Origin of the sequence: Lutimaribacter saemankumensis (assembly GCF_900100005.1) — a bacterium.
GTDB classification, from domain to species: Bacteria; Pseudomonadota; Alphaproteobacteria; order Rhodobacterales; family Rhodobacteraceae; genus Lutimaribacter; species Lutimaribacter saemankumensis.
Map to the genome: position 1 here is coordinate 182,619 of NZ_FNEB01000005.1, position 23,762 is coordinate 206,380.

A 23,762-nucleotide genomic window follows, 5' to 3' on the forward strand; every position below is an offset into this window, starting at 1 on the left:
GGGGGATACCGCGCATACAGGCGCTGGCAAAGCCCTATTCGGCAGCGTCGTTCAGTCCGATGAAGCCGCCCGACTGCCGGTTCCAGTAACGCGCATACAGCCCGCCCTTGGCCAGCAGGCTGTCATGCGTGCCTTGTTCGACAATTCGACCCTGATCCAGCACAAGAATGCGGTCCATCTGCGAAATCGTGGACAGTCGGTGCGCGATGGCAAGGACGGTTTTTCCCTCCATCACGCGTTCCAGCGCGGTCTGAATCGCTGCTTCGACTTCGGAATCGAGGGCGCTTGTCGCTTCGTCCAGAACCAGGATCGGCGCGTCCTTCAGGATGGCGCGCGCAAGCGCGATACGTTGCCTTTGCCCTCCCGACAGCTTGACCCCGCGTTCGCCCAGATGGGCATCGTATCCCTTGCGCCCCTTGTGGTCCTGCATCTCGAGGATGAAGTCATGCGCCTCGGCCTTTCGCGCAGCGGAAATCATCTCGTCCTCGGACGCGTCGGGCCGGCCATAAAGGATGTTGTCCCGGGCCGAGCGGTTGAACATCGCTGTTTCCTGCGTAACCATCCCGATCGAACGGCGCAGGCTTTGCTGCGTGACCTGCGCGATATCCTGCCCGTCGATCAGAATATGGCCCTGTTCCGGCTGATGCAGCCGCAAGAGCAATGACACCAGCGTAGATTTCCCGGCGCCCGACGCACCAACGATGGCAAGCTTTTCACCCGGCGTGACAGTCAGATCGATATCCGCCACGCCGCCGACATCGCGACCATAGGCAAAGCTGACATGGTCGAAACGAATCTCGCCTGCATCGACCTGCAACGGCGCCGCACCCTGGGAATCTTCCAGCCGGATCCGCGGTGTCAGCGTGCGCATACCGTCCTCGACCTCGCCCACGTTGGAATAGATCGTCATCAGGGTGAAACTGACCCAGCCGGTCATCTGCGCGATCCGTATCGAAACCGCCCCGGCGGCCACGATGTCGCCCGCGCTGGCGCCACCGGACGAGAAATCCCACAAGGTGATCCCGACCAGCAAGACCGGCAGAATACCGGCAAGCGTCATCAACGCCAGGCGAAACCCGGCGGCCAGGCGGCCAAACCCCAATGCGGTATCGCGGAACGTCTGCATCGCACCAAGGGCCGCGCGGTCTTCGTGGTCGTCATGTGCGAACAGCTTGACCGTCTTGATGTTGGTGATCGTATCCACGATCTGCCCGGATACGTGCGCACGCGCCCCCGCGCGCTGCCCTGCCCGTTGCCGGACGCGCGGAAGGAACCAGCGGATCGTCAGGAAATAGACACTAAGCCAGCCCAGGAATGCCCAGGCTATCTTTCCGTCAATCGCCGCCAACAGCGCAACCGACCCCACAAGCGATGCAAGGGCAAACGCCACGACATTGATCGCTTCGGCGACGACATCCGTGATTGCCCGCGCGGTTTGCATCTGTTTCTGCGCGATCCGGCCTGCGAAATCGTCATCGAAGAACCGGACAGCCTGGCCAAGCGTCCAGCGATGCAACCGCGACAGAACCAGCGGATTCACGTTCGGCTGCACAAGCATCGAGTTCGCAGCGGACGACAGACCGAACGCAACAGGGCGGGCCACCATGAAGAACACCACCGCCCCGACAAGAAGCGCGATGTTCTCGGCCGTCAGCAGCACGTCCTGCCCTGCGTCGACGGCCCCGTCGATCACCCAACCCAGGATCAGGGCCGTCCCGGCCTCCATCACGCCGGCGACGGCAGATGCAAGTGTCGCCAAAATCAATACCGGCCAGGCGCCATGCAACGCCCACCCGAAAAACCGCCACAGGGTTTGTGGCGGCGGCCCATCGGCACGCTCGAACGGATTGATCAGATGTTGCACAGGCGCTTCCTTGCTATCCGCAGGATACTGGCGCTTGTTTCGGCAGGGTCAATGCAAGAGTTGTTCGCGCGTCAGCGTAAAGTCGGATGCGATCCAGCGCTCTTCGAGCTCTTTCAGCTTTGCGCCCAGCGCAGCGCCCTGCAAATCCGGCATCAGGTCACCTGCCTTGATGGGAAAAACCTGCCCTGCGCCATGATCCGCCGCAGCCAGTTCGGCTGGATCGAACGGAACAGAAAGCAATGCTGCCCGCAAAAGCACGATGTCCTTCGCAGCCCGCGATCCCAGTCGATACCCAAGGGCCGACGCCTTGGATTCAGTCCCTGTTTCGTCACGATAGGTCGAATACAGGCGCGCATCTGACTTGGACAGCCGCAACCTGTCTTCGACATCTTCGCCGCCCAAAGCTGCCAATCGACGAATTGCGTTCGGGGAAATCCCGGCCTCGCCCTCGAGATGCACCAGCGGCGACAGCGCGGTATCGTCCGCACCCGGCAGAACCACCCCCAACACACCGACCGATCGCATGGCGGCCACTGATGGCGCGGGATCGGGCGCTGCCAGAAGCTTGCGGATCTCTGACCCGACCCTTTCGCGCGACAGCATCGGCAAACCATCGAGATTTGCAGCAATCGCCGACAGCGCATCGGCATCCAGTCCGGCAGCAGGGTCGCCGTACCAGGCATGGAACCGGAAGAACCGCAGAATGCGCAGGTAATCCTCGCGGATGCGTTGTTCGGGGTCTTCGATGAAACGCACGCGCCGCGCCTGCAGGTCGGGCAAACCACCCAACGGGTCGATCACAGTGCCATCCGCCCGCGCGTAAAGCGCATTCATCGTGAAATCACGGCGCCGGGCATCCTCGGTAACATCGTCGGCAAAGGCCACCACCGCCCGTCGCCCATCGGTTTCGACATCGCGTCGAAAGGTCGTGACCTCGTGCGGGATACCGTTTTCGACCAGCGTGACGGTCCCATGTTCGATACCGGTCGGGACTGCCTTGATCCCGGCCTTTTCCGCCAGTTCGATCACACGTTCGGGACGGGCCTCGGTCGCGATGTCCATGTCGGAAACCGGTTCGCCCAGCAGCGCGTTCCGCACACAGCCACCGACCAGAAGCGCATGAAAACCCGCGTCCTCGAGCAGCGAACAAATCCGCTGCAAGCCCGGTTCATTCAGCCATTCATCCGTTATGCGCATCAATCCTGCATCCGGTCCGCCAACCCGCGCAGAATACGCGCTGTTGCGCCCCAGATATAGTAGGGCCCCCAAGGCACGGTGAAATAGTGCCGCATTGTGCCGCGCCAACGGCGCGACTGGATGCTGAACCGCGCCGGATCGGTCACATGATCAAGCGGCACTTCGAAGACCTCGTCGACCTCTCCCGGTTCCGGGACGAAATCGAAAGGCGCATGAATGCGCGCAATGACCGGCGTGACCTGAAACGATGTGACCGTTTCATGGCTGGGCAAAGTCCCCAGAACCTCGGTGTTGGCGGGATCGAGGCCAATCTCCTCGTGCGCTTCGCGAAGGGCGGCGGCCACTTCGTCCGTGTCGCCGGGATCGACTTTGCCACCCGGGAACGCAATCTGCCCGGGATGATGTTTCAGGTGGCTGGACCTTTTTGTCAGGACAACCTGAACACCGTGCGGCCGTAACAAAAGACCCACCAGAACGCCGGCCGGCCGCAAAATCCGACCCTCCGGCAATACAGTACCGGGATTCAGGTCAAAATCAGACGAAGCGGCACTGTTTCTGCCCAATGCATCAACTATAGGGGTTAGCGGGTCACTCACCCTCATCCGGTCCTTTCGTTGCCTCAAACCCCAGCGTAGCCGGATCGAGATCGTAATGCGCACCGCAGAACTGGCAATCGGCGGTAACCCGGCCTTCTTCGGTTGTCATCTTTTCGATGTCCTTGGCCGAATAGATCGACAGGCTTTGGCGAACGCGATCTTCCGAACAGGTGCATCCAAACCGAACTGCCTGCGCATCGAAAACGCGAGGCTGTTCTTCGTGGAACAGGCGAACCAGAAGGTCCGTCGAGGTGACGCTTGGGCCGATCAGCTCCAGATCGTCGACCGTATCGAGAAGAATGTTCACCCGGTTCCAATCGTCACGATTGTTGTCCGAAACCACATCCGCGGCATTAAGCAGACCACCCTCGCCGGAACCGCCGCCGGACACATGCGGCGATGCCTTGGGCATGTGCTGCAGCATGATGCCGCCTGCACGCCAGTGTTCTGCCCCACCTCTTTCCGTCGATTTTCCGAAGGACAGCGAAAACCGTGTCGGAAGCTGCTCGGACTGCGCGAAATAGGCCTCGGCGCACGAAGAAAGCGAGCCGCCAGAAAGCGGCGTGATGCCCTGGTAAGGCGCCATTCCCTTGCCCTGGTCGATGAGGATGGCGAAGTATCCCTCACCGATCTGGTCAAAGGGTGCACCAGCAGACAGTCGGTCTGCGTCATAGCTGGCATAGGCGCGGATTCGGGCTGGCTCACCTTCTTTCTGCGGGCCGAAATAGTCCGTGGCGATCATGCGCACGGCGCCCTTTGACTGAACCTGCAGAGACAGCTTCCAGCGCAGTTTGATCGTCTGGCCGATCAGCGCGGTGAGCAGCGCCATTTCGGCGACCAGCGCCTCGACCTGCGGCGGATAGTCGTGCTGTTTCAGAATGCCGTCCAGCACCCCGTCCAGTCGCGCAACGCGGCCGCGCATATCCGAGTTGTCCAGCTGGAACGGCAGTACCACATCGTCCCAGGCGAGTTTCGATCCGATGGTCATGGGATTTCCTTTGGCGCCTTGTCTTGGCATACCGCCTCCATATAGGTGCCGCAAGGCAGTGTCCAAGGAGGTGGCAATGATCCCGCGTTTCGGCCCTTCGCCACGGCCCGATGTAAAATACCACTTGCGGCCTGGTGTGTATGCCATCCTGCCGCATCGGGGTGACCTGCTTTTGACCTTTCAGGAGCGGCCGGTCCCCGAGCTGCAATTGCCGGGCGGCGGCATTGATCCGGGTGAGTCTCCGCTCGCCGCGCTCCATCGTGAGGTGTTTGAGGAAACAGGCTGGAAAATCGGATCGCCCCGGCGACTCGGTGCGTTCAGGCGGTTTGTCTATATGCCTGAATACGATCTCTGGGCAGAGAAGCTGTGTACGATCTACATGGCGTACCCGGTGCGGCAATTGGGGCTGCCGACCGAACCGGACCACAGCACAGTCTGGACCACACCCCGGATCGCCGCCAAGGAGCTGGGCAACAGCGGCGATCGCCGCTTTGTCGCGCGGTTTGCCTTATAGGCACTAGGCAGGCCCCAGGTATTCGAGCAGCACGGCCGAAACATCGTCGGCCATCTGTTTACCGCCCTCGCGCTTGTGAAGCTCCCAGAACATGTCATCCAGCATTTCGACGCCATGCCGTCCCGCATGGTCCGACAGCAGACGGGTCAGCCCATCCTCTCCCAGCATGTCGCCATTTCTGTTTTCGCTTTCCGTGAACCCGTCGGAATAAAGAAAAAGCCTGTCGCCCGGTGCAAGGCGTGTTTCGAAACATTCGTAGTTGGCATCTGCAATCAGACCGACAGGCAGGCCGCCAATGCCAAGAAACTCGACCCGGCCGTCGGCGCGCTGCACGGCAGGATGTGGATGGCCTGCCTGAACGATCCTTGCCACGCCCGAGTGCAGGTCGACGGAGGCAAACGCCATGGTAAAGTATTCCTCGACACCTGCGTCGGACATGAGGCGGTGATTCAGTATCTGCGCCACTTCACCGGGCGGGCGCATGTCGAAAATACCCTCCGGCCGGCGGCTTAGTGCGATGTTCTGATCCAGGAACCGACCGCTTAGATAGCTGGCAATACGGGCGGTCATCAGCGCCGATGTGATGCCGTGCCCGGAAACGTCTATCGAATACAGTCCGATGCGGTTTTCGCCGGGGGAAAACACACCGACCAGATCTCCCCCGATATGACCGCAGGGCTTGAGCAACATCGACACTTCGGTTGGCCCGAAGGTGCGGAACCGTTCCGGCACAAGGGATTCCTGTATTTTCCGTGCCTGAACCAGATCGCGGTCTATCGCATCATAGAGACCCTGGATTTCATCCAGAGCGCTTGCCAGCCGTTCGGATTTCGCCTGCAGCTCGCGCTCGACCGTCAGAACGCGCTGACCGGCCCGTATGCGCGCGCGCAGTTCGACGGTGTCCACCGGCTTGGTCAGAAAATCGTCCGCGCCACAATCCAGGCCCCGCGCAACGGCGTCCTTTTCCGTCTTCGAGGTCAGAAGGATGAAATAGCCATAGCTGTCGCGGCGCATCGCGCGAAACCGCCGACAGAACTCCAACCCGTCCATGCCCGGCATCATCCAGTCGCTAAGCACAAGGTCCGGCTGACGTTTCATGCACTGTTCCAGCGCAACAAGCCCGGATTCCGCCTCGACAACGTCGAATCCCCACCGTGCCAGCGAGGCAGCCAGGATGCGGCGCTGTGCCATGCTGTCATCGACCACAAGCACACGCATTGGCGGCTTGGTGTCAGACCGGTCGATGCCGTCGATTAATGGGGAGGCCCGCACAAACACCACCTGTTGAAATTGCCGTTATCCGTGTGTGCATCCGGGGCAATTAACAGAAACTGAAAGATCAAATCCGAAGGTTTCGGCGCGGCTCACCTCGGACTTCGTTAACCGCCATCTTTCATTCTGCGCCAATGGAGGATCGCGATGATTGATTGGGAACGATTGCAAACGATGCGGGATGAGATCGGCAGTGACAGCCTGCAAGAGATCGTTTTGCTTTTCCTGCAGGAAATGGATGAAGGGATTTCACGGCTTCAGTCGGCGCCATCGACCGAGGCACTTGGCGCCGAAATGCATTTCCTGAAGGGCTGTGCGCTCAATCTCGGATTCCGGGATTTCGCCAGGCTTTGTCAGGAGGCAGAAACATTGTGCGCACAAGGCAAGGCGGACCAAGTCGATATTTCCCGAATCCTTGCCTGCCATGGTGCATCACGCGCTGTCTTTTCGGAAGGTCCGGACGCGGCCGACGCCACCTAGATCAGGAAATCGGCCAGCACTTCGTCTTGCGTCACGTCGCGGAACGCGAAACCACGATTGTTCACGCGATCGAACAGGCCGGGAAAGTTTTCTGCAGAGCTGGTTTCGATCCCGATCAGGACCGAGCCGAAATTGCGCGAGTTCTTTTTCAGATATTCGAACCGGGTGATGTTGTCGTCAGGCCCCAGCATGTCCAAGAAATCGCGCAGTGCGCCCGGCCGCTGCGGCAGCCGGAGGATGAAATACTTTTTCAATCCTTGCCAGTTCATCGACCGTTCCTTGACCTCGGGCAGCCGTTCGAAATCGAAATTGCCGCCCGACGTCACGCAAACAACGCGCTTTCCCTTGATGCGGTCGGCCACATCGACCAGCGCATCGACAGCCAGCGCACCCGCGGGTTCCAGAACGATACCTTCGACATTGAGCATTTCCAGCATCGTCCCGCAGATGCGGTTTTCCGGTGCGGAAATCACATCGTCGGCACTGATGTCCGACAGCTTGGCGAACGGTTTTTCCCCGATCCGCGCGACTGCGGCGCCATCGACGAAACTGTCCACCCGGTCCAGCGTGACGGGCTCGCCCGCGCGAACGGCGGCATAAAGGCTGCGGCCCCCGGCGGGTTCGACAAACGTATAGGTGCACCGCGCGCCGAAAAACGCGCGCACACCGGCGCTGAGCCCGCCACCGCCGACAGGCAGGATGATGTGATCGGGCGCACCACCCATCTGCACTGCCATCTCTACCGCGACGCTGGCCTGCCCTTCGATCACGTCGTCATCGTCGAATGGCGCTAGAAAATGCGCGCCTTCCGCAGCACAAAATGTCTTTGCCTCGGCCAGGGTGTCGTCGAAAAAGTCACCGGTCAGACGAATCTCGACCGCATCGCCCCCAAAGATCTGGGTCTTCTGAATCTTCTGTTGCGGGGTGGTGACGGGCATGAAAATCACGCCGCGCACACCGAAATGCCGGCACATGTAGGCAACGCCCTGTGCGTGATTGCCTGCACTTGCACACACGAACAGCCCTTGGTCCGGCTGCGACTCCAACACCTTGCGCATGGCGTTGAAGGCCCCACGCAGCTTGTAGGATCGAACAGGCGTCAAATCCTCGCGTTTCAGCCAGATCTCGGCATCGAACCGGTCCGACAAATGTGCGTTCAACTGCAGCGGAGTCTCGGCGAAAACCTCGCGCATCGCACGCTCGGCCACGCGGGCCATATCCTGAAAACTGGTCATGGGCACCGTGATGGCGGGCAAATCCGTGCTTGGCAAGACGCCTGCGCGGTATTCTTCGGCACACAGCGCCATGTTGCGTCCCACCGCCAAAGGCGCTAGGCGATGGCGAACCAAATTTCCTTGGAGAGTCCCATGTCCGCGCCCAAGAAAGTCGTGCTGGCCTATTCCGGCGGCCTAGATACCTCGATCATCCTGAAATGGCTGCAAACCGAATACGGCTGCGAGGTCGTGACATTCACTGCCGATCTTGGCCAGGGCGAGGAACTTGAACCCGCCCGCCAGAAAGCCGAGATGCTGGGGATCAAGCCCGACAACATCTACATCGAAGACGTCCGCGAAGAGTTCGTGCGGGATTTCGTTTTCCCGATGTTCCGCGCCAATGCCGTCTACGAGGGCCTGTATCTGCTGGGGACGTCGATCGCACGGCCGCTGATTTCCAAGCGTCTGGTCGAAATCGCCGCCGAAACGGGCGCCGATGCCGTGGCACATGGCGCGACGGGCAAGGGCAACGACCAGGTCCGGTTCGAACTGTCCGCCTATGCCCTGAACCCTGAGATCAAGGTCATCGCGCCCTGGCGCGAGTGGGATCTGACCAGCCGCACGAAACTGATCGATTTCGCCGAAAAGAACCAGATTCCGATCGCCAAGGACAAGCGCGGCGAAGCGCCGTTCAGCGTGGACGCAAACCTGCTGCACACCTCGTCCGAAGGGAAAGTACTGGAAGATCCGGCACAGGATGCGCCCGAATACGTCTATCAGCGCACCGATAGCCCCGAAGAGGCGCCCGATACGCCGGAATACATCGAAATCACTTTCGAAAAAGGCGATGCCGTCGCGATCAACGGCGAGGCGCTCAGCCCCGCAACGATCCTGACACGGCTGAACGAATACGGGAAAACCCACGGTATCGGCCGGCTCGATTTCGTCGAAAACCGTTTTGTCGGCATGAAATCGCGCGGCATCTATGAAACGCCCGGCGGGACCATCCTTCTCGAGGCGCATCGCGGGATCGAACAGATCACGCTGGACAGCGGCGCGGGCCACCTGAAGGATTCGATCATGCCGCGTTATGCCGAGCTGATCTACAACGGTTTCTGGTTCAGCCCCGAACGCGAGATGCTGCAGGCCCTGATCGACAAGAGCCAGGAACACGTCAGCGGCACCGTCCGGCTTAAGCTTTACAAGGGTTTGGCGCGCACCGTTGGCCGGTGGTCGGATCATTCGCTGTATTCCGAGGCACATGTGACCTTCGAAGAGGATGCCGGCGCGTACGATCAGAAGGATGCGCAAGGCTTTATCCAGCTGAACGCGCTGCGCCTGAAGCTGCTTGCCGCGCGGAACCGTCGCCTGAAAGGGTAGCGGCACCTACGTCAGCCTTGCGTAATCATCGAAAATACCCGCCTCATTGGGCGGGTATTTTTGTTATGGACCACTGACACAATGCTGAACGAAATCGCCGAGCGGATAAACCAGGGCCTGGCCGGGCAGGAATTCGACGGATCGCTGAAATTCGATTGCGGCCCGGACGGCGTGCTTGTTCTGGCTGACAACAATGCCACGACCATTGATCAGGAAACCGACTGCACGATCCGGCTTAGCCTTGAAAACCTAAAGGCCCTTCTGGCGGGCAAGCTGAACCCGATGACGGGTGTAATGATGGGCAAGCTCAAGCTGACCGGTAATCCAGCCGTGGCGATGAAGCTTGGATCACTGCTGAAGTAGAGCCTAATCCAGCCGAATTCGCCGTTCGGCCAGTTCGTTATAGAATGGCAATGCCAGATCTGCGAGGTCAGCCAGCCTGCCTTGCAGCGCGGGCAGATCGCCTTCGGCGGGCGCAAATCCCGTGCTGTCATGGACGGCGCCGTACCAGTGCGGGGCCCAGGCTCCATCGTCAGGGTGCCCACCCTTTGGCCACGACAGCATCTTGTCCGTCCAGGGAATCCCGATTGCCCGGCACAGCTTTGAGAGCATCTGCGCAGGGTCGCGACGGATATCGGCGCTGTCGATCACCACGGGATTTTGCCCAAGCGACACGCAGTAATCGTGCAGTTCGGCCTGTTGGATGAACCCGATATCGGTCAGCGAGGGGCTTTCGTATTTCGCGCCGAAACTGGCCGCCACGCGCGCGGGATGCCGGATCAGAAAGACATTCACGGCATCTGCCATCCAATCGCGCGGGACACCGTCGATCATATGTTGGCACATGTGTTTCTGATAGAAATACGGCTTTTGTGCCGGATTGGGTCCAGACAGCACCGCAGCCACTTTACCTGGATTGGTGGATTGGCTGGCCAGAATCTGTTCTCGCATCGGGTGGTTCAGCGCGGTGAAGTGCAGATAGGCGGCATAGAACGGCTCATCTATGACCGCACAATCCCCGCGCGCCGCAAAGGAATACATCATGGCGGTCGAAAGGTTCCGTGGCCCACTCCACATTGCGATCTTCATTGCGCGCATTCCCGGGCGATAAGATCCTTGTAAAGCGCGCGTATCCGCCGGGTCATCGGGCCCATTTCGCCATCACCGATCTGCCGGCCATCGATTTCGCCCACCGGCGTCTGTGCGCCGAACGTGCCGGTCAGAAACGCCTCGTCCGCGCCATACGTATCGACAAGGCTGAAATTCCGTTCGAACACGGGAATACCGTTCGCCCGGCAAAGATCGATCACCTTGGCGCGGGTGATTCCGTTCATGCAGTAATCGCCGGTGCTGGTCCAAACCTCGCCCTTGCGGACGATGAAAAAGTTGCAGGCGTTTGTCGTGTTCACGAACCCGTTCACATCCAGCATCAGCCCCTCGTCCGCGCCAGCCTTTTCGGCGGCGATGCAAGCCAGGATGCAATTCAGCTTGGAGTGGCTATTGAGTTTTGGATCCTGCGTCATCGGCAGGCCCCGGATGTGCGGCACCGTGGCAAGCCGGATTGGCCGCGGGATCGACGGACGGGAATGCTCCATGATGATTGCGACGGTCGGACCCTGCTGGCTGAGACTCGGGTGCTGGAACGGACGGGTTTTCACACCGCGCGTGACCATCAGGCGGGCGTGCGCGTCATCGGTCATTTCATTGGCTGATTGTGTCTCTAACACGGCCGAAACCACCTGTTCCCGGGTCATCCCGATATCCAGGTCGATGGCCTTGGCGGCTTCGAACAGGCGATCCATATGCTCGTCAATGAAAGCCCAGCGGTTGTTGTAAAGGCGCAGCCCCTCCCAAACGCCATCGCCCAGCATGAAGCCGCTGTCATAAACGCTTACCATCGCCTGCGCCTTTGGCACGATACGCCCGTTCAGCCAGATATTGATGCTTTCGTTACGTGCGTCTTCCTCGGCCTGGTGGGTGGTTACATGTTCGGTCATCGGGGCCTCCGTTTTGGCAACGCTAGACCGCAGGACCGGCATAGGAAAGCCCCTCACACGCTGTCACCGTTGCGTGACATTGCATTGCAGGGGCTATGCGCAGCGGCGGTTTGGGATCAGGCTTGTTTGGCAACATCGGAGGGCCGATCAATGACTGCACGTCTCGCACAATTGAAAAGCATCACCTTGGCCTTTGCCATCGCCTTGGGCTGGATCGCACATTGCACCGAAGCCCGCGCCGCCGACACGCAGGTTCTGACCGTGGCGGGCGGCTGCTTTTGGTGCGTCGAGTCCGATTTCGAAAAGGTCAAAGGCGTCAAGGAAGTCGTTTCGGGTTACACCGGCGGAACTCTGAAGAATCCGACTTACAAGGATGTCACGCGCGGCGGGACAGGCCATTATGAAGCGGTGCAGATATTCTTCGATCCAGCGCAAGTGAGCCGCGAACAACTCCTTTCGATGTTCCTGCGCTCGGTCGATCCGACCGATGCCGGCGGGCAATTCTGCGATCGCGGCGATAGCTACCGCACGGCTATTTTCGTGTCTGACGCAGCTGAAAAGAAACTGGCGCAAGCAGCGATTTCGGACGCCGAAAGCGAACTGGGGCAAAACATCGTCACACCCGTCCTGAACGCGAAAACCTTTTACAAGGCCGAAGACTATCACCAGGACTACTACAAAGGCGAAAACCGCGTTCTCACAAGGTTCGGCCCGATCAAGCAATCAAAGGCCTACAAGCGGTATCGCGATGCCTGCGGGCGCGATCAGCGTGTGCGTCAGCTTTGGGGCAAGGCCGCGCCTTTCGCCGGCTAATCCGACAGGAAAGCGTCAACTTCGGTCCGAAGGGGAATGGCGTCAGCCGTCCCCGCGCGCGTCACTTTGAGCGCGGCCGCTGCCGACGCAAAACGCAGGGCGGATTCGGGCTCCATCCCCTGCGAAAGCCCGGCGACCAGGTAACCGGCAAAGGTATCCCCGGCACCGGTCGTGTCGACGGGTGCAACGGAGTGGGCGGGAATCGTGATCGTTTCGCCCGTTTGCAGGTCATGCCATTCGGCTCCGTCCGCACCCTTCGTCACGACGACCTGCGGAACCGGCAAATCGCTTACCGCAACGCCAAGCGCATGGGCGAGCTGCCGCGCTTCGACCGCGTTCAACAGCAACAGATCGGTATGCCGCAAGACCGCCGTCACGGCCTCTACATCGAACGGAGCCGCCGAATAGGCCACTTTCGCCCCCTTTGCGCGGGCACGTTCAGCAGCCTGAACCTGTAGGTTGGTTTCGTTCTGAAGCATCAGCCAGTCACCCGGCCCAGCGCTATCGAGAATGGCAAGCTGAACCTCGGGCAGGGCCCGGTTTGCGCCTGTATAGAGAATGATCTGGTTCTCCCCCGCGGGATCGATGCAAATGTTCGCGTGGCCCGTGGCGATGTCGATCTGCGCGATGTGGCTGGTCCCGACACCGTATTGTGCAAGACGGTCAAGCGCCCAGGCGCCATCCGGGCCGACCGCTCCGACATGAACAACATCGGCGCCGGCCTTGGCAGCGGCAACCGACTGGTTCGCACCCTTTCCCCCAAGGCCCGTCGACAGCGACATAGCCGCCAGCGTTTCACCCGGTCCCGGCAGATGCGGAACCGCATAGAAATGATCGGCGTTGATCGAACCAAGGTTGTAGATGGTCATTCGTGCATCCCCCTGCCCCGACGCTACAGCAGCCGGGGCAAGGCGCAACCGTTTACCCCACCTTGCAGGACGCGAGAACCGCCATGTTCAGGATGTCGGTTGCCGTCGATGTCGAAGAACAGATCTGGATCGACGCGTCGATGCCCGACAGGATCGGCCCGATCACCGTCGCGCCCGCCATTTCCTGCATCAGCTTGACGCTGATCGATGCCGAATGACGCGCGGGCACCACAAGGATATTCGCCGGGCCGGACAGGCGCTGGAACGGATAGGCCGCCTGCGCCTGCGGGTTCAGGGCCACGTCCACCGTCATCTCGCCCTCGAATTCGAAATCGACTCCGCGCCGTTCAAGCACGCGCGGGGCAAGGTGCATTTTCTCGGCCCGCTCCGAGCGCGGGTACCCGAAGGTCGAAAAGGACACGAAAGCGACCCTGGGCTCGATGCCAAGATGCCGGGCCACGTCGGCAGACCGCTCGGCAATGTTGGCAAGATCCTCTTCGTCGGGCCATTCGTGCACCAGCGTGTCGGCAATCAGCACGATACGCCCCTTGTGCAGGATCGCCGTCACACCAGCCGCACCGTGCGACGCATCGGCATCGAAGACGTGGTTGATCAGCTCCATCACATGGGCCGACTTGCGCGTTGCGCCCGTGATCATCCCGTCGCCGTGACCATGCGCCAGCATCAGCGCACTGAAAACATGGCGGTCACGCGCCGCGAGCCGGTGTATGTCGTGACGGTCAAAGCCCTTGCGCTGCAAACGCTCGTACAGGAACTGCTTGTAGGTTTCGAGGTGCCGGGTGTTGGCGGCATTCACGACCTCAAGTTCGCGCACGGCATCGCCCATTCCGGCGGCTTCCAGCTTTTCCTTGACGTCGTTTTCACGGCCCACGACCAGCGCCTTTCCAAGGCCCTGCCGCTGATACATCACCGCAGCACGCAAGACCCGCACATCGTCACCTTCGGCAAAGATCATGCGCGCCTGCGCATTCCGCGCACGCGCATTGATGCCGCGCAGGATCGATGCGGTCGGATCCATCCGGGTTTTCAGGCCCAGTTCATAGGCGTCCATGTCGATGATCGGCCGGCGCGCCGCGCCGGTATCCATGCCTGCCTTGGCGACAGCGGGCGGAACGCGATGGATCAGGCGCGGGTCGAAAGGCGTGGGAATGATGTAATCGCGCCCGAATGTCAGCTTGCGGCCATAGGCCATCGCGACCTCGTCCGGCACGTCCTCGCGGGCAAGCTCGGCCAGAGCTTCGGCGCAGGCGATCTTCATTTCATCGTTAATGGCGCGGGCATGAATATCCAGCGCACCACGGAACAGGTAGGGAAAGCCCAGGACGTTGTTCACCTGGTTCGGATAGTCGCTGCGCCCTGTGGCAACGATCGCATCCTGGCGCACCTCATGTGCTTCTTCCGGGGTAATCTCGGGGTCCGGGTTGGCCATCGCAAAGATCACCGGATTGTCAGCCATGCTGGCGACCATATCCTGCGTCACCGCCCCTTTGACGGAAACGCCCAGGAACACGTCTGCGCCGTTCATTGCCTCTTCGAGGCTGCGCAGCTCGGTTTTGATGGCGTGGGCCGACTTCCACTGGTTCATGCCCTCGGTGCGGCCCTGATAGATGACCCCCTTGGTATCGCAGACAATACAGTTCTCGTGCCGTGCGCCCATCCTCTTGAGCAGTTCGATACAGGCGATACCCGCCGCACCCGCCCCGTTCAGGACGATCTTCACATCCTCGATCTTTTTGCCCGAGATGTGCAGCGCATTGATCAGACCCGCCGCACAAATGACCGCCGTGCCGTGCTGATCGTCGTGGAAAACCGGGATATCCAGCTGCTCTTTCAGCGTCTGTTCGATGATGAAACACTCGGGCGCCTTGATATCTTCAAGGTTGATGCCGCCGAATGTCGGCCCCATCAGTCTGACCGCCTTGATGAATTCGTCAGGGTCTTCGGTGTCCAGCTCGATGTCGATCGAATTCACGTCGGCAAAACGTTTGAAAAGAACCGATTTGCCTTCCATGACGGGTTTGGAGCCGAGCGCGCCAAGATTTCCCAGCCCCAGCACCGCCGTCCCGTTCGAAATCACCGCAACAAGGTTGCCCTTGTTCGTGTAATCATAAGCCAGCTCTGGGTTTTCCGCGATCTCTTCGCACGGAACCGCGACGCCCGGCGAATAGGCCAGTGAAAGGTCGCGCTGGGTTGTCATGGGAACGGTCGCATTCACCTCCCACTTGCCAGGCGTGGGTTCCAGGTGAAAGGCCAGCGCCTCTTCGCGGGTGATACGGTTTTTCGACATCTCAAGGGGCCTGTGATTGGGTCGGGCTGGTGCCTCTTACATGGCCCGCGCGTTTGCCTCAACCGTTTGCGCCAATTGCCCCTTGGACGCACGCCATGCCGTTTGTAAGGTCGCGCGAAACCAAGGGGGGTTTTCCAGTGTCGAATGTCACGCCGATGATGGCGCAATATCTTGAGATCAAGGCGCAATACCCCGATGCGCTCTTGTTCTACCGCATGGGCGATTTCTACGAGCTGTTCTTTGACGATGCGGTCGCGGCGGCCGAAGCGTTGGATATCGCCCTGACGAAGCGCGGCAAACACCTGGACCAGGATATCCCAATGTGCGGAGTGCCTGTGCATTCGGCCGAGGGGTATCTTCTGACCCTGATCCGCAAGGGGTTTCGCGTCGCCGTTTGCGAGCAGATGGAAAGCCCCGAAGAGGCGAAAAAGCGCGGATCGAAATCCGTGGTCAAACGTGATGTCGTCCGTCTGGTCACCCCCGGCACGCTGACCGAGGAATCCCTGCTCGAGGCGCGGCGCCACAACTTCCTGGCGGCCTTTGCAACCGTCAGGGATAAAAGCGCCCTCGCCTGGGTCGATATCTCGACGGGTGAGTTTCATGTCATGCCGTTGACGCAAGTGCGGCTTGGTCCCGAACTGGCGCGCCTTGCCCCTTCGGAGGTGATCGTATCCGAGTCACAAGAGGCGGATCTAGCCGAAACAGTGTCTGAATCCGGTGCGGCATTGTCGGCGCTGGGGCGTGCTGCCTTTGACAGCCAGGGCGCGGAAAAAAGGCTTTGCAGCCTGTTTTCCGTCGGGTCGCTCGACGCGTTCGGGCAATTCACCCGCCCCGAGGTTTCGGCCATGGGCGCGATCGTCGAGTACCTGGAGATCACGCAAAAGGGTAAGCTGCCGTTGCTGCGCCCGCCCGTTCGCGAGGCCGAAGCGCGGGTCATGCAGATAGACGCAGCGACGCGCCGAAATCTGGAAATCACTCATTCGATGAATGGCGGCAGGGCCGGATCATTGCTGGCCGCCGTGGACCGGACACTGACCGCAGGCGGGGCGCGCCTGTTGGAGCGGCGGCTGTCCAGCCCGTCCCGCGTGCTCGAGGTCGTTCAGGCGCGGCTTGAAGCGGTCGAATACGCCCACGAACAGACACGGCTGTCCGCAGACCTCCGCGCTGCGCTGCGAAAAGTCCCCGATCTTGACCGGGCGCTGTCCCGGCTGGGGCTGGATCGCGGGGGGCCCCGCGACCTTGCGGCCATTCGAAACGGGCTGGAGCAGGCAGCGGGCATAGCCGAAATCCTGCCGGACGACATGCCGGACTTGCTCATCGAGGCAAAACAGAGCCTTTTCGGTCATGACGAATTGCTGGACCTGCTCGATCAGGCGCTAATCGCTGAGCCCCCTCTTTTGGCGCGCGACGGTGGATTCATTGCGCCCGGTTTCGATGCCGAGCTGGACGAAATGCGCCAGCTCCGGGACGAAGGCCGCGGTGTGATCGCGGCCATGCAGTCGCAATACCAGGAGCAGACCGGAATTTCCTCGCTCAAGATCAAGCACAACAACGTGCTGGGTTATTTCGTCGAGGTTACCGCAACCCATGCCGAGAAAATGCTGTCCGAGCCGCTGAGCGACGGCTTCAAACACCGTCAGACAACGGCCAATCAGGTCCGCTTTACCACGATCGAACTTTCCGAGATGGAAACTCGCATCCTGAATGCCGGTGGACGAGCGATCGAGATTGAAAAACGTCTCTATGACAGCTTGAAAGGCGAAGTTCTGAGTCGCGCGGCGGAACTGGCGCAAACCGCCCGCGCGCTCGCCGAGATCGACCTTGCCACGGCTCTGGCCGACCTCGCGCGGGGCGAGGATTGGTGTCGCCCGCGCGTCGATGACAGCCGTATGCTTCTGATCGAAGGCGGCAGGCACCCCGTGGTGGAGCAGGCATTGAGGCGTCAGGGCGGTGAGCCGTTCATTGCCAACGATTGCGCGCTTGGCGAAGCGTCTGATATCTGGCTTTTGACGGGTCCGAACATGGCCGGCAAATCGACATTCCTCCGGCAGAATGCGCTTATTGCCCTGTTGGCACAGGCCGGAAGCTTTGTTCCGGCAGACAGCGCGCATATCGGGATGGTAAGCCAACTGTTCAGCCGTGTCGGCGCATCTGATGATCTTGCCCGCGGACGATCCACCTTCATGGTCGAGATGGTGGAAACCGCCGCAATTCTGAATCAGGCAGATGACAGGGCGCTGGTGATTCTGGACGAAATCGGGCGCGGAACGGCCACCTATGATGGCCTGTCCATCGCCTGGGCAACGCTCGAACATCTGCACGAGGTCAATCGCTGCCGTGCGTTGTTCGCGACCCATTACCACGAACTGACCCAACTGGCCGGAAAACTGCCGCGCGTGGACAATGCCACAGTCGCCGTTCGGGAATACGAGGGCGACGTAATTTTCCTGCACGAAGTGCGCAAAGGTGCTGCCGACAGGTCGTATGGGGTTCAGGTCGCAAAGCTTGCTGGTTTGCCAGACTCGGTCGTGGCGCGGGCGCGGGTCGTGCTGGATGCGCTGGAAAAGGGTGAGCGCGAAGGCAGTGCGAAACCCAAAGCGCTGATCGACGATCTGCCACTATTTGCGGCCGCGCCGGCCCCAGCCACAAACGCACCGCCAAAAGCGTCGGAAGTAGAAGAGCGGCTTCGGGATATTCACCCCGATGAACTTACGCCGCGGGACGCGCTGCAGGCGCTGTATGAACTAAGGGAAATGTTGCAAAAGGACGGCTGATGATCAGCCGTCCTTTCGAATTATCCGGCCGTGTTGGACGAAACCCCGACCTGCGCCGGACGCAGAAGGCGATCATACAGCATGAACCCTTCGGCCGAGACCTGGATGATCTGTCCGGCCTTCGTGCCGGGAACCGGTGCCTCGAACATCGCCTGGTGCAATTGCGGGTCGAACGTGTCGCCTTCGGCCGGGCTGATCAGCTCGATCCCGTGCTTGCCGAAAACGTTCAGCAGCTCGCGCATCGTAAGCTCGACACCTTCCAGCAGCGGTCCGAACGCGGCGCGCTGTTCGTCGGTCGCGGCCTCGAGCGCACGCTTGAGGTTGTCGTACACCGGCAGCATATCGCGGGCCAGCTTGGATCCGCCATACTGCTCGGCCTCGCGGCGATCCTTGTCGGCGCGTTTTCGTGAGTTTTCCGCATCGGCGAGCGCGCGCATGAACTTGTCGCGATACTCGTCACGTTCCGCGCGCAGGGCGTCCAGCTCTGCAGCTTCGTCTGTGATTTCTTCTTCTTCGGCGGCGTTTGCCTCGGCCTCGGCCTGTTCAATGTCGTCGAGGAAATCGTCTTCCTTTGGCTCTGCCATCTTTCACCTCTAACTGCGGTCCGAAATCAGTTTTCCGACCAGCTGCGCCGTGTAGTTCACAATCGGCACGATGCGTCCATAGTTCAGGCGGGTTGGGCCGATCACTCCAACTGCGCCCACGATCTTTCGGTCAGCGTTCATATATGGAGAGACGACCAAAGATGAACCCGAAAGTGAGAAAAGTTTGTTCTCTGACCCAATAAAAATTCGTACACCCTCGCCCTGTTCGGCCAATTGAAGGAACTCTGCGATATCTCGTTTGCGCTCTAGATCGTCAAACAGAGACCGGATGACTTCAAGATCGGCCTCTGATGCCTCTTCCGACAAAAGATTCGACCTTCCGCGCACAATCAGGCGCTCACCCCGCTCGCCTTCGTTTTCCCAAACGGCAAGGCCGCTTTCGACCAACTCGCGGGCAAGGCTGTCGATCTCTTGCCTGCGCTGTGAAATCTCTTGCCTGATGACTGCCTGCAGTTCGCTAAGCGTGCGGCCCTCGGCCAGGGCGTTCAGGAAATTCGCTGCCTCGCGCATTGCCGACGGCGTTTGGCCGACAGGCGGTGTAAAAAGGCGGTTTTCCACATGACCGTCCGAAAAGACCAGGACAACCAGTGCCCTATCGTTACCCAGGCTCACGAAATCGACATGCTTGATCGGCGCTTCATGCTTTGGTGCAAGAACAAGCGATGCACCTTGGGTCACACCGGACAGGGCGGTGCTGACCCGGTCCAGCAGGCCCCCGACATCCTGACTGTTGCTGCCTGCGGTTTCGTCGATCTTTTGCCTGTCGGTTTCATCGAGATCACGCACCTCGAGCAGACCGTCAACGAACAAGCGCAGGCCCAATTGCGTCGGTACGCGCCCGGCGCTGACATGGGGGCTGCCCAAAAGGCCAAGAAACTCCAGATCCTGCATGACGTTGCGGATGGTGGCCGCGCTGACCTTTTCGTTCATCGTGCGGGTCAGGGTGCGGCTTCCGACCGGATCGCCACTATCGAGATACCCCTCGACCACTCGGCGAAACACCTCGCGCGAGCGGTCGTTCAACTCTGCCAGAATGTTCGTGTCGTCCTGCATCGTCGGAACCTCAAACAAGAGGCCATTAAAGGGGATGAATCACAAAGGTCAATCGGGGTTGCGCATATGCCCCGCACGCCTGTATCCCCAGATAACAAAGCGAGGAGATGCTATGCGCCCGTCTGGACGAGATTTAAGCGAAATGCGCCCGGTTTCAATCGAAACAGGTGTTACGAAACATGCTGAAGGGTCTTGCATGATCCGCATGGGCGATACGCATGTGCTGTGCACGGCGACGATAGAAGATCGCGTTCCGCCCTTTATCAAGGGCTCTGGCCTGGGCTGGGTAACAGCGGAATACGGCATGCTTCCACGTTCGACGACATCGAGGATGCGCCGCGAAGCTTCGGCCGGCAAGCAGGGCGGGCGTACCGTGGAAATCCAACGGCTTATCGGGCGGTCCCTGCGTGCGGGCGTCGATCGCGTCGCCTTGGGCGAAAGGCAAATCACCGTGGATTGCGACGTCATCCAGGCTGACGGCGGCACGCGATGCGCATCCATCACCGGCGGATGGGTCGCGTTGAAGCTGGCGGTGAACAAATTGATCAAGGCGGGGGATGTCATCAGCGATCCGCTGATTTCGCCTGTTGCGGCCGTATCTTGCGGGATTTATGCCGGTCAGCCCGTTCTCGACCTCGACTATCCCGAAGATTCCGAGGCGGGCGTCGATGGCAATTTCATCATGCTGGCGGACGGTCGCCTGATCGAGGTTCAGATGAGCGCCGAGGGCGCGACCTATTCCCGCGATCAGATGAACCAGCTGCTTGATCTTGCCGAAAAAGGTGTGAACGAACTCGTCTCTGCGCAGTTGGCTGCCGTGTCATGACCCGTAAGTTCGAAGACAAGCAACTGCTTGTCGCAACGCACAATAAGGGAAAGCTGGAAGAGATTTCTGCCCTTCTTGAGCCTTTCGGCGTCAGCGTTGTCGGCGCGGCCGATATGGACCTGCCCGAACCGGTGGAAGACGGCAAAAGCTTTGTGGAAAACGCACGGATCAAGGCACACGCCGCCGCCAAGGCAACGGGCCTTCCGGCCCTGTCGGATGATTCCGGCATAGAAATCGACGCGCTGGACGGCGCACCCGGTGTTTACACCGCCGATTGGGCCGAAACAGAGACTGGCCGTGACTTTGTCATGGCGATGACGAAGGCACATGATGAACTCGTGAAGTCGGGCGCACCGCAACCATGGGCAGCCCGGTTTTGCTGCACCCTGGTCCTGGCATGGCCTGATGGCCATGACGAGGTTTTCCCGGGTGTCATGCCAGGCAAGGTTGTCTGGCCCATGCGTGGGAACCAGGGTCACGGGTATGACCCGATCTTCGTACCCGAAGGTTATGACGTGACGTTCGGTGAGATGGATCGGTGGGAAAAGAACCGGATCAGCCATCGTGCAGATGCCTTCCGCAAGTTTGTTGCAGGCTGCTTTGGCTGAAGACTGGCAAGAAGGAGGCTTTGGCCTTTACCTTCATTGGCCCTTTTGTCAGGCCAAATGCCCGTATTGCGACTTCAACAGCCATGTCGCGCGAGAAATCGATCAATCGCGGTGGTTAAGGGCGTATTTATCCGAGATCGATCGGTTGGCTGAGATTGTTCCCGGCCGTGTTCTTACGTCCGTGTTCTTTGGCGGCGGAACACCAAGCTTGATGCAGCCCGAAATCGTCGCAGGCATTCTTGATCGTATCCGCGCGAAATGGCCGATGGCCAACGATCCCGAGGTGACGCTGGAGGCAAACCCCGGCTCGGTCGAGGCTGGGCGCTTTGCTGGCTATGCCGACGCAGGCGTCAACCGCATCTCAATGGGCATACAGGCGCTGAATGACCGCGATCTTGCCCGGCTTGGCCGTATTCATACCGTGGCAGAGGCAGCGCAAGCCTTTGATATTGCAAGAGAAAGATTTGATCGCGTAAGTTTCGACCTGATTTATGCCCGACAGGATCAGACTCTGGACGACTGGCGGCAGGAACTCAACCAGGCGCTATCGATGGCCGTTGACCACCTGTCGCTCTATCAGCTGACCATCGAGCAGGGCACCGCATTTGGTGACCGTTACAATGCCGGAAAATTGCGCGGGCTGCCGCAGGACGACACCGCGGCCGACATGTACGAGGCGACGCAAGACATATGCGGCGAGGCCGGTTTTCTGTCGTACGAAGTGTCGAACCACGCAAGGCCAGGAGCGGAATCCCGCCACAACAGGGTCTATTGGCGCTATGGCGATTACATTGGCATCGGGCCCGGCGCGCATGGAAGACTGACGTTGAACGGCGTCCGTCACGCCACCGAACAATGGCGGGCGCCTGGAAAGTGGCTCCTCGAAGCGGAGCGGGGCAATGCCGACTCGGTCAAGGAACCGATTGAACCCGACGATCAGGCAGCGGAATTCCTTATGATGGGCCTTCGACTGACCGAAGGGGTTGACCCACGTAGATATGCCCGCATTGCCGGCGCCCCTTTGCCAGACGAAAAACTGCTCTATCTGCAGGACATAGGCATGATCGACTGGACGCCTGAAAGTCTGCGCGTCACGCGCGGGGGTCGCCTTGTCCTGAATGCCGTCTTGCAACATCTAATGGTGGGCTGATGCATGCGATTTCTCTGGGCCAGCCTTGGGCTTGTTTCGGTCGGCCTGGGGCTTATCGGAATTTTCCTGCCGCTCTTGCCAACTGTCCCGTTCATGATCCTTGCGGCGTTCTTGTTCGCTCGTTCCTCGGAGCGGCTACATAACTGGATACTGGCGCATCCAACATTTGGCCCATCCATCGCTGATTGGCAGGAGCGCGGAGCCATCAATCCGCGCGCAAAACGCCTTTCTACCGCTTCGATCGCGGCAGTTTTCTGCATCTCGCTCGTACTTGGTCTGAGCTGGAAGATCCTGGCACTTCAAGCCTTGGCGCTTGCCTGTGTGCTTGTGTTTATCTGGTCGCGCCCTAGCGCATAGCCGACAGGCGCATGCACAGATCGTCCAGATCGTCGAGCGATCCATAGCGAATGACCAATCGACCCGATTCCTGCCCTTTGTCGTGATCTATCTCGACCTTCATACCCAGGCTCGCCGACAGGTCGCCCTCCAGCGCTTTGGTATCGGCGTCCTTGTCCGGGGTGTGTTTTTTGGTCGGTTTTTCGTCGTCCGAAAAGATGTTCCCCACGGCTTTCTTGGCAAGCTTTTCGGTTTCGCGAACAGAAAGCCCGTTTCTTATGACCTTCCGGGCAAGGGAAACAGGATCTTCTGACGTGATCAACGCGCGCGCATGACCGGCCGACAGCTTTCCCTCCCGCAGGTAGGACTGAACCTCTTCCGGCAATCCCAAAAGGCGCACAAGGTTGGCGATATAGCTACGGCTCTTGCCCAGAACCTCTGACAGCTTTTCCTGCGTGTGCCCGAATTTATCCATCAATTGCCGATAGCCTGCCGCCTCTTCTATCGGGTTCAGGTCGGCGCGCTGGATGTTTTCGATGATCGCAACTTCCAGAACTTCGGTATCGTCGAAGTCGCGAACCAGAACCGGGATCTCATGAAGCCGCGCCATCTGCGCCGCACGCCAGCGCCGTTCGCCTGCGACAATCTCAAATTCGTTATCGTGGCCAGGACGGGGCCGCACGATCAGCGGCTGGATAATACCCTTTTCCTTGATCGAGGCTGACAGCTCTTCAAGCTGTTCGGGGGTAAAGCTCCGGCGCGGCTGATCCGGGTTCGGGTGAATGCGCTCTATCGGCACCGCCATATCCGGTCGGCGCGATGCAGGCTGGGCCCCCTGCTCTTCCGGGTTTACATCGGCCATAAGCGCGGACAGCCCGCGACCCAATCCACGAGATTTGCTTTTCTTGTCCATTCTCC

Annotated in this window: 23 protein-coding genes; 10 read left to right on the forward strand and 13 right to left on the reverse strand. The window is 60.1% G+C overall.

Annotation, left to right across the window (positions count from 1 at the left end; translation table 11 throughout):
• Positions 1-34 precede the first annotated feature (34 nt).
• From BLT50_RS11310 to hslO, 4 genes are read right to left on the reverse strand one after another with little or no spacing between them, the layout of a single operon-like run.
• Positions 35-1,864, reverse strand: a complete 1,830-nt coding sequence (locus tag BLT50_RS11310; protein ID WP_090028790.1) for an ABC transporter ATP-binding protein — start codon at positions 1,862-1,864, stop codon at positions 35-37.
• 48 nt (positions 1,865-1,912) lie between these two features.
• A complete protein-coding gene (locus BLT50_RS11315; protein ID WP_090028791.1) occupies positions 1,913-3,061 on the reverse strand; it encodes a CCA tRNA nucleotidyltransferase in 1,149 nt (382 codons plus the stop codon).
• Positions 3,061-3,663, reverse strand: a complete 603-nt coding sequence (locus BLT50_RS11320) for a CoA pyrophosphatase (RefSeq protein ID WP_090028792.1) — start codon at positions 3,661-3,663, stop codon at positions 3,061-3,063. The genes BLT50_RS11315 and BLT50_RS11320 overlap by 1 nt, the downstream gene beginning before the upstream one ends.
• Positions 3,650-4,645: an Hsp33 family molecular chaperone HslO gene (gene hslO / locus BLT50_RS11325; protein ID WP_090028793.1), complete on the reverse strand. Its 996-nt coding sequence runs from the start codon at positions 4,643-4,645 to the stop codon at positions 3,650-3,652. Before hslO ends, BLT50_RS11320 begins: the two co-directional genes overlap by 14 nt.
• 76 nt (positions 4,646-4,721) lie before the next feature.
• On the opposite strand from hslO, the gene BLT50_RS11330 reads away from it, so the two are divergent.
• Positions 4,722-5,159 (forward strand): NUDIX hydrolase, encoded by a 438-nt coding sequence (locus BLT50_RS11330; RefSeq protein ID WP_090028884.1) that lies wholly within the window; start codon positions 4,722-4,724, stop codon positions 5,157-5,159.
• Between the two features lie 3 nt (positions 5,160-5,162).
• Here the strand turns inward: BLT50_RS11330 and BLT50_RS11335 are convergent, their stop codons facing one another.
• Complete coding sequence (locus BLT50_RS11335; RefSeq protein ID WP_090028794.1) at positions 5,163-6,377, reverse strand: PP2C family protein-serine/threonine phosphatase; 1,215 nt, start codon at positions 6,375-6,377, stop codon at positions 5,163-5,165.
• 201 nt (positions 6,378-6,578) lie between these two features.
• Here BLT50_RS11335 and BLT50_RS11340 point away from each other — a divergent pair, with 201 nt between their 5' ends.
• Positions 6,579-6,911 (forward strand): Hpt domain-containing protein, encoded by a 333-nt coding sequence (locus BLT50_RS11340; protein ID WP_090028795.1) that lies wholly within the window; start codon positions 6,579-6,581, stop codon positions 6,909-6,911.
• Here BLT50_RS11340 and ilvA read toward each other — a convergent pair.
• Positions 6,908-8,146 carry a threonine ammonia-lyase IlvA gene (gene ilvA, locus BLT50_RS11345; protein WP_090028885.1) on the reverse strand — a complete coding sequence of 413 codons (1,239 nt, stop codon included), beginning with the start codon at positions 8,144-8,146 and terminating at the stop codon, positions 6,908-6,910. The two genes, BLT50_RS11340 and ilvA, sit on opposite strands and share 4 nt — an antisense overlap.
• Before the next feature lie 132 nt (positions 8,147-8,278).
• On the opposite strand from ilvA, the gene BLT50_RS11350 reads away from it, so the two are divergent.
• Both BLT50_RS11350 and BLT50_RS11355 read left to right on the forward strand, forming a co-directional pair.
• Positions 8,279-9,505, forward strand: coding sequence for an argininosuccinate synthase (locus tag BLT50_RS11350; protein WP_090028796.1), 1,227 nt, complete (start codon positions 8,279-8,281; stop codon positions 9,503-9,505).
• An 81-nt stretch (positions 9,506-9,586) separates the two neighbouring features.
• The gene (locus BLT50_RS11355) at positions 9,587-9,868 is read left to right on the forward strand and encodes an SCP2 sterol-binding domain-containing protein (protein ID WP_090028797.1); all 282 of its coding nucleotides are present in this window, start codon (positions 9,587-9,589) and stop codon (positions 9,866-9,868) included.
• Positions 9,869-9,871: 3 nt separating this feature from the next.
• On the opposite strand, the gene BLT50_RS11360 is transcribed toward BLT50_RS11355, so the two are convergent.
• Positions 9,872-10,594: a sulfotransferase-like domain-containing protein gene (locus BLT50_RS11360; RefSeq protein WP_090028798.1), complete on the reverse strand. Its 723-nt coding sequence runs from the start codon at positions 10,592-10,594 to the stop codon at positions 9,872-9,874.
• Positions 10,591-11,502, reverse strand: a complete 912-nt coding sequence (locus tag BLT50_RS11365) for a D-amino acid aminotransferase (protein ID WP_090028886.1) — start codon at positions 11,500-11,502, stop codon at positions 10,591-10,593. Before BLT50_RS11365 ends, BLT50_RS11360 begins: the two co-directional genes overlap by 4 nt.
• 150 nt (positions 11,503-11,652) lie before the next feature.
• Here BLT50_RS11365 and msrA point away from each other — a divergent pair, with 150 nt between their 5' ends.
• A complete protein-coding gene (gene msrA, locus BLT50_RS11370) occupies positions 11,653-12,315 on the forward strand; it encodes a peptide-methionine (S)-S-oxide reductase MsrA (protein ID WP_090028799.1) in 663 nt (220 codons plus the stop codon).
• On the opposite strand, the gene BLT50_RS11375 is transcribed toward msrA, so the two are convergent.
• Positions 12,312-13,184: a ribokinase gene (locus tag BLT50_RS11375; RefSeq protein WP_090028800.1), complete on the reverse strand. Its 873-nt coding sequence runs from the start codon at positions 13,182-13,184 to the stop codon at positions 12,312-12,314. The genes msrA and BLT50_RS11375 overlap by 4 nt on opposite strands.
• 52 nt (positions 13,185-13,236) lie before the next feature.
• A complete protein-coding gene (locus BLT50_RS11380) occupies positions 13,237-15,492 on the reverse strand; it encodes an NADP-dependent malic enzyme (RefSeq protein ID WP_090028801.1) in 2,256 nt (751 codons plus the stop codon).
• 155 nt (positions 15,493-15,647) lie between these two features.
• Here BLT50_RS11380 and mutS point away from each other — a divergent pair, with 155 nt between their 5' ends.
• A complete protein-coding gene (mutS, locus tag BLT50_RS11385) occupies positions 15,648-18,266 on the forward strand; it encodes a DNA mismatch repair protein MutS (protein WP_090028887.1) in 2,619 nt (872 codons plus the stop codon).
• A gap of 20 nt (positions 18,267-18,286) precedes the next feature.
• On the opposite strand, the gene BLT50_RS11390 is transcribed toward mutS, so the two are convergent.
• Positions 18,287-18,850 carry a nucleotide exchange factor GrpE gene (locus tag BLT50_RS11390; protein ID WP_090028802.1) on the reverse strand — a complete coding sequence of 188 codons (564 nt, stop codon included), beginning with the start codon at positions 18,848-18,850 and terminating at the stop codon, positions 18,287-18,289.
• A 9-nt stretch (positions 18,851-18,859) separates the two neighbouring features.
• Positions 18,860-19,924 (reverse strand): heat-inducible transcriptional repressor HrcA, encoded by a 1,065-nt coding sequence (hrcA, locus tag BLT50_RS11395; protein ID WP_090028888.1) that lies wholly within the window; start codon positions 19,922-19,924, stop codon positions 18,860-18,862.
• Positions 19,925-20,036: 112 nt separating this feature from the next.
• Between hrcA and rph the strand changes: the two genes are divergently transcribed.
• The 4 genes from rph to BLT50_RS11415 are packed head-to-tail and all read left to right on the forward strand — an operon-like array spanning position 20,037 to position 22,865.
• Positions 20,037-20,750: a ribonuclease PH gene (rph, locus tag BLT50_RS11400; RefSeq protein ID WP_090028803.1), complete on the forward strand. Its 714-nt coding sequence runs from the start codon at positions 20,037-20,039 to the stop codon at positions 20,748-20,750.
• Positions 20,747-21,358, forward strand: a complete 612-nt coding sequence (gene rdgB / locus BLT50_RS11405) for an RdgB/HAM1 family non-canonical purine NTP pyrophosphatase (protein ID WP_090028804.1) — start codon at positions 20,747-20,749, stop codon at positions 21,356-21,358. The genes rph and rdgB overlap by 4 nt, the downstream gene beginning before the upstream one ends.
• On the forward strand, positions 21,321-22,508 hold the full coding sequence (hemW, locus tag BLT50_RS11410; protein ID WP_090028805.1) for a radical SAM family heme chaperone HemW: 1,188 nt from the start codon (positions 21,321-21,323) through the stop codon (positions 22,506-22,508). The genes rdgB and hemW overlap by 38 nt, the downstream gene beginning before the upstream one ends.
• A 3-nt stretch (positions 22,509-22,511) precedes the next feature.
• Entirely contained in the window at positions 22,512-22,865 is a 354-nt protein-coding gene (locus tag BLT50_RS11415; protein WP_090028806.1) for a YbaN family protein, read from the forward strand.
• Here BLT50_RS11415 and BLT50_RS11420 read toward each other — a convergent pair.
• Positions 22,855-23,757 (reverse strand): ParB/RepB/Spo0J family partition protein, encoded by a 903-nt coding sequence (locus BLT50_RS11420; RefSeq protein ID WP_090028807.1) that lies wholly within the window; start codon positions 23,755-23,757, stop codon positions 22,855-22,857. The two genes, BLT50_RS11415 and BLT50_RS11420, sit on opposite strands and share 11 nt — an antisense overlap.
• Positions 23,758-23,762: the final 5 nt, after the last annotated feature.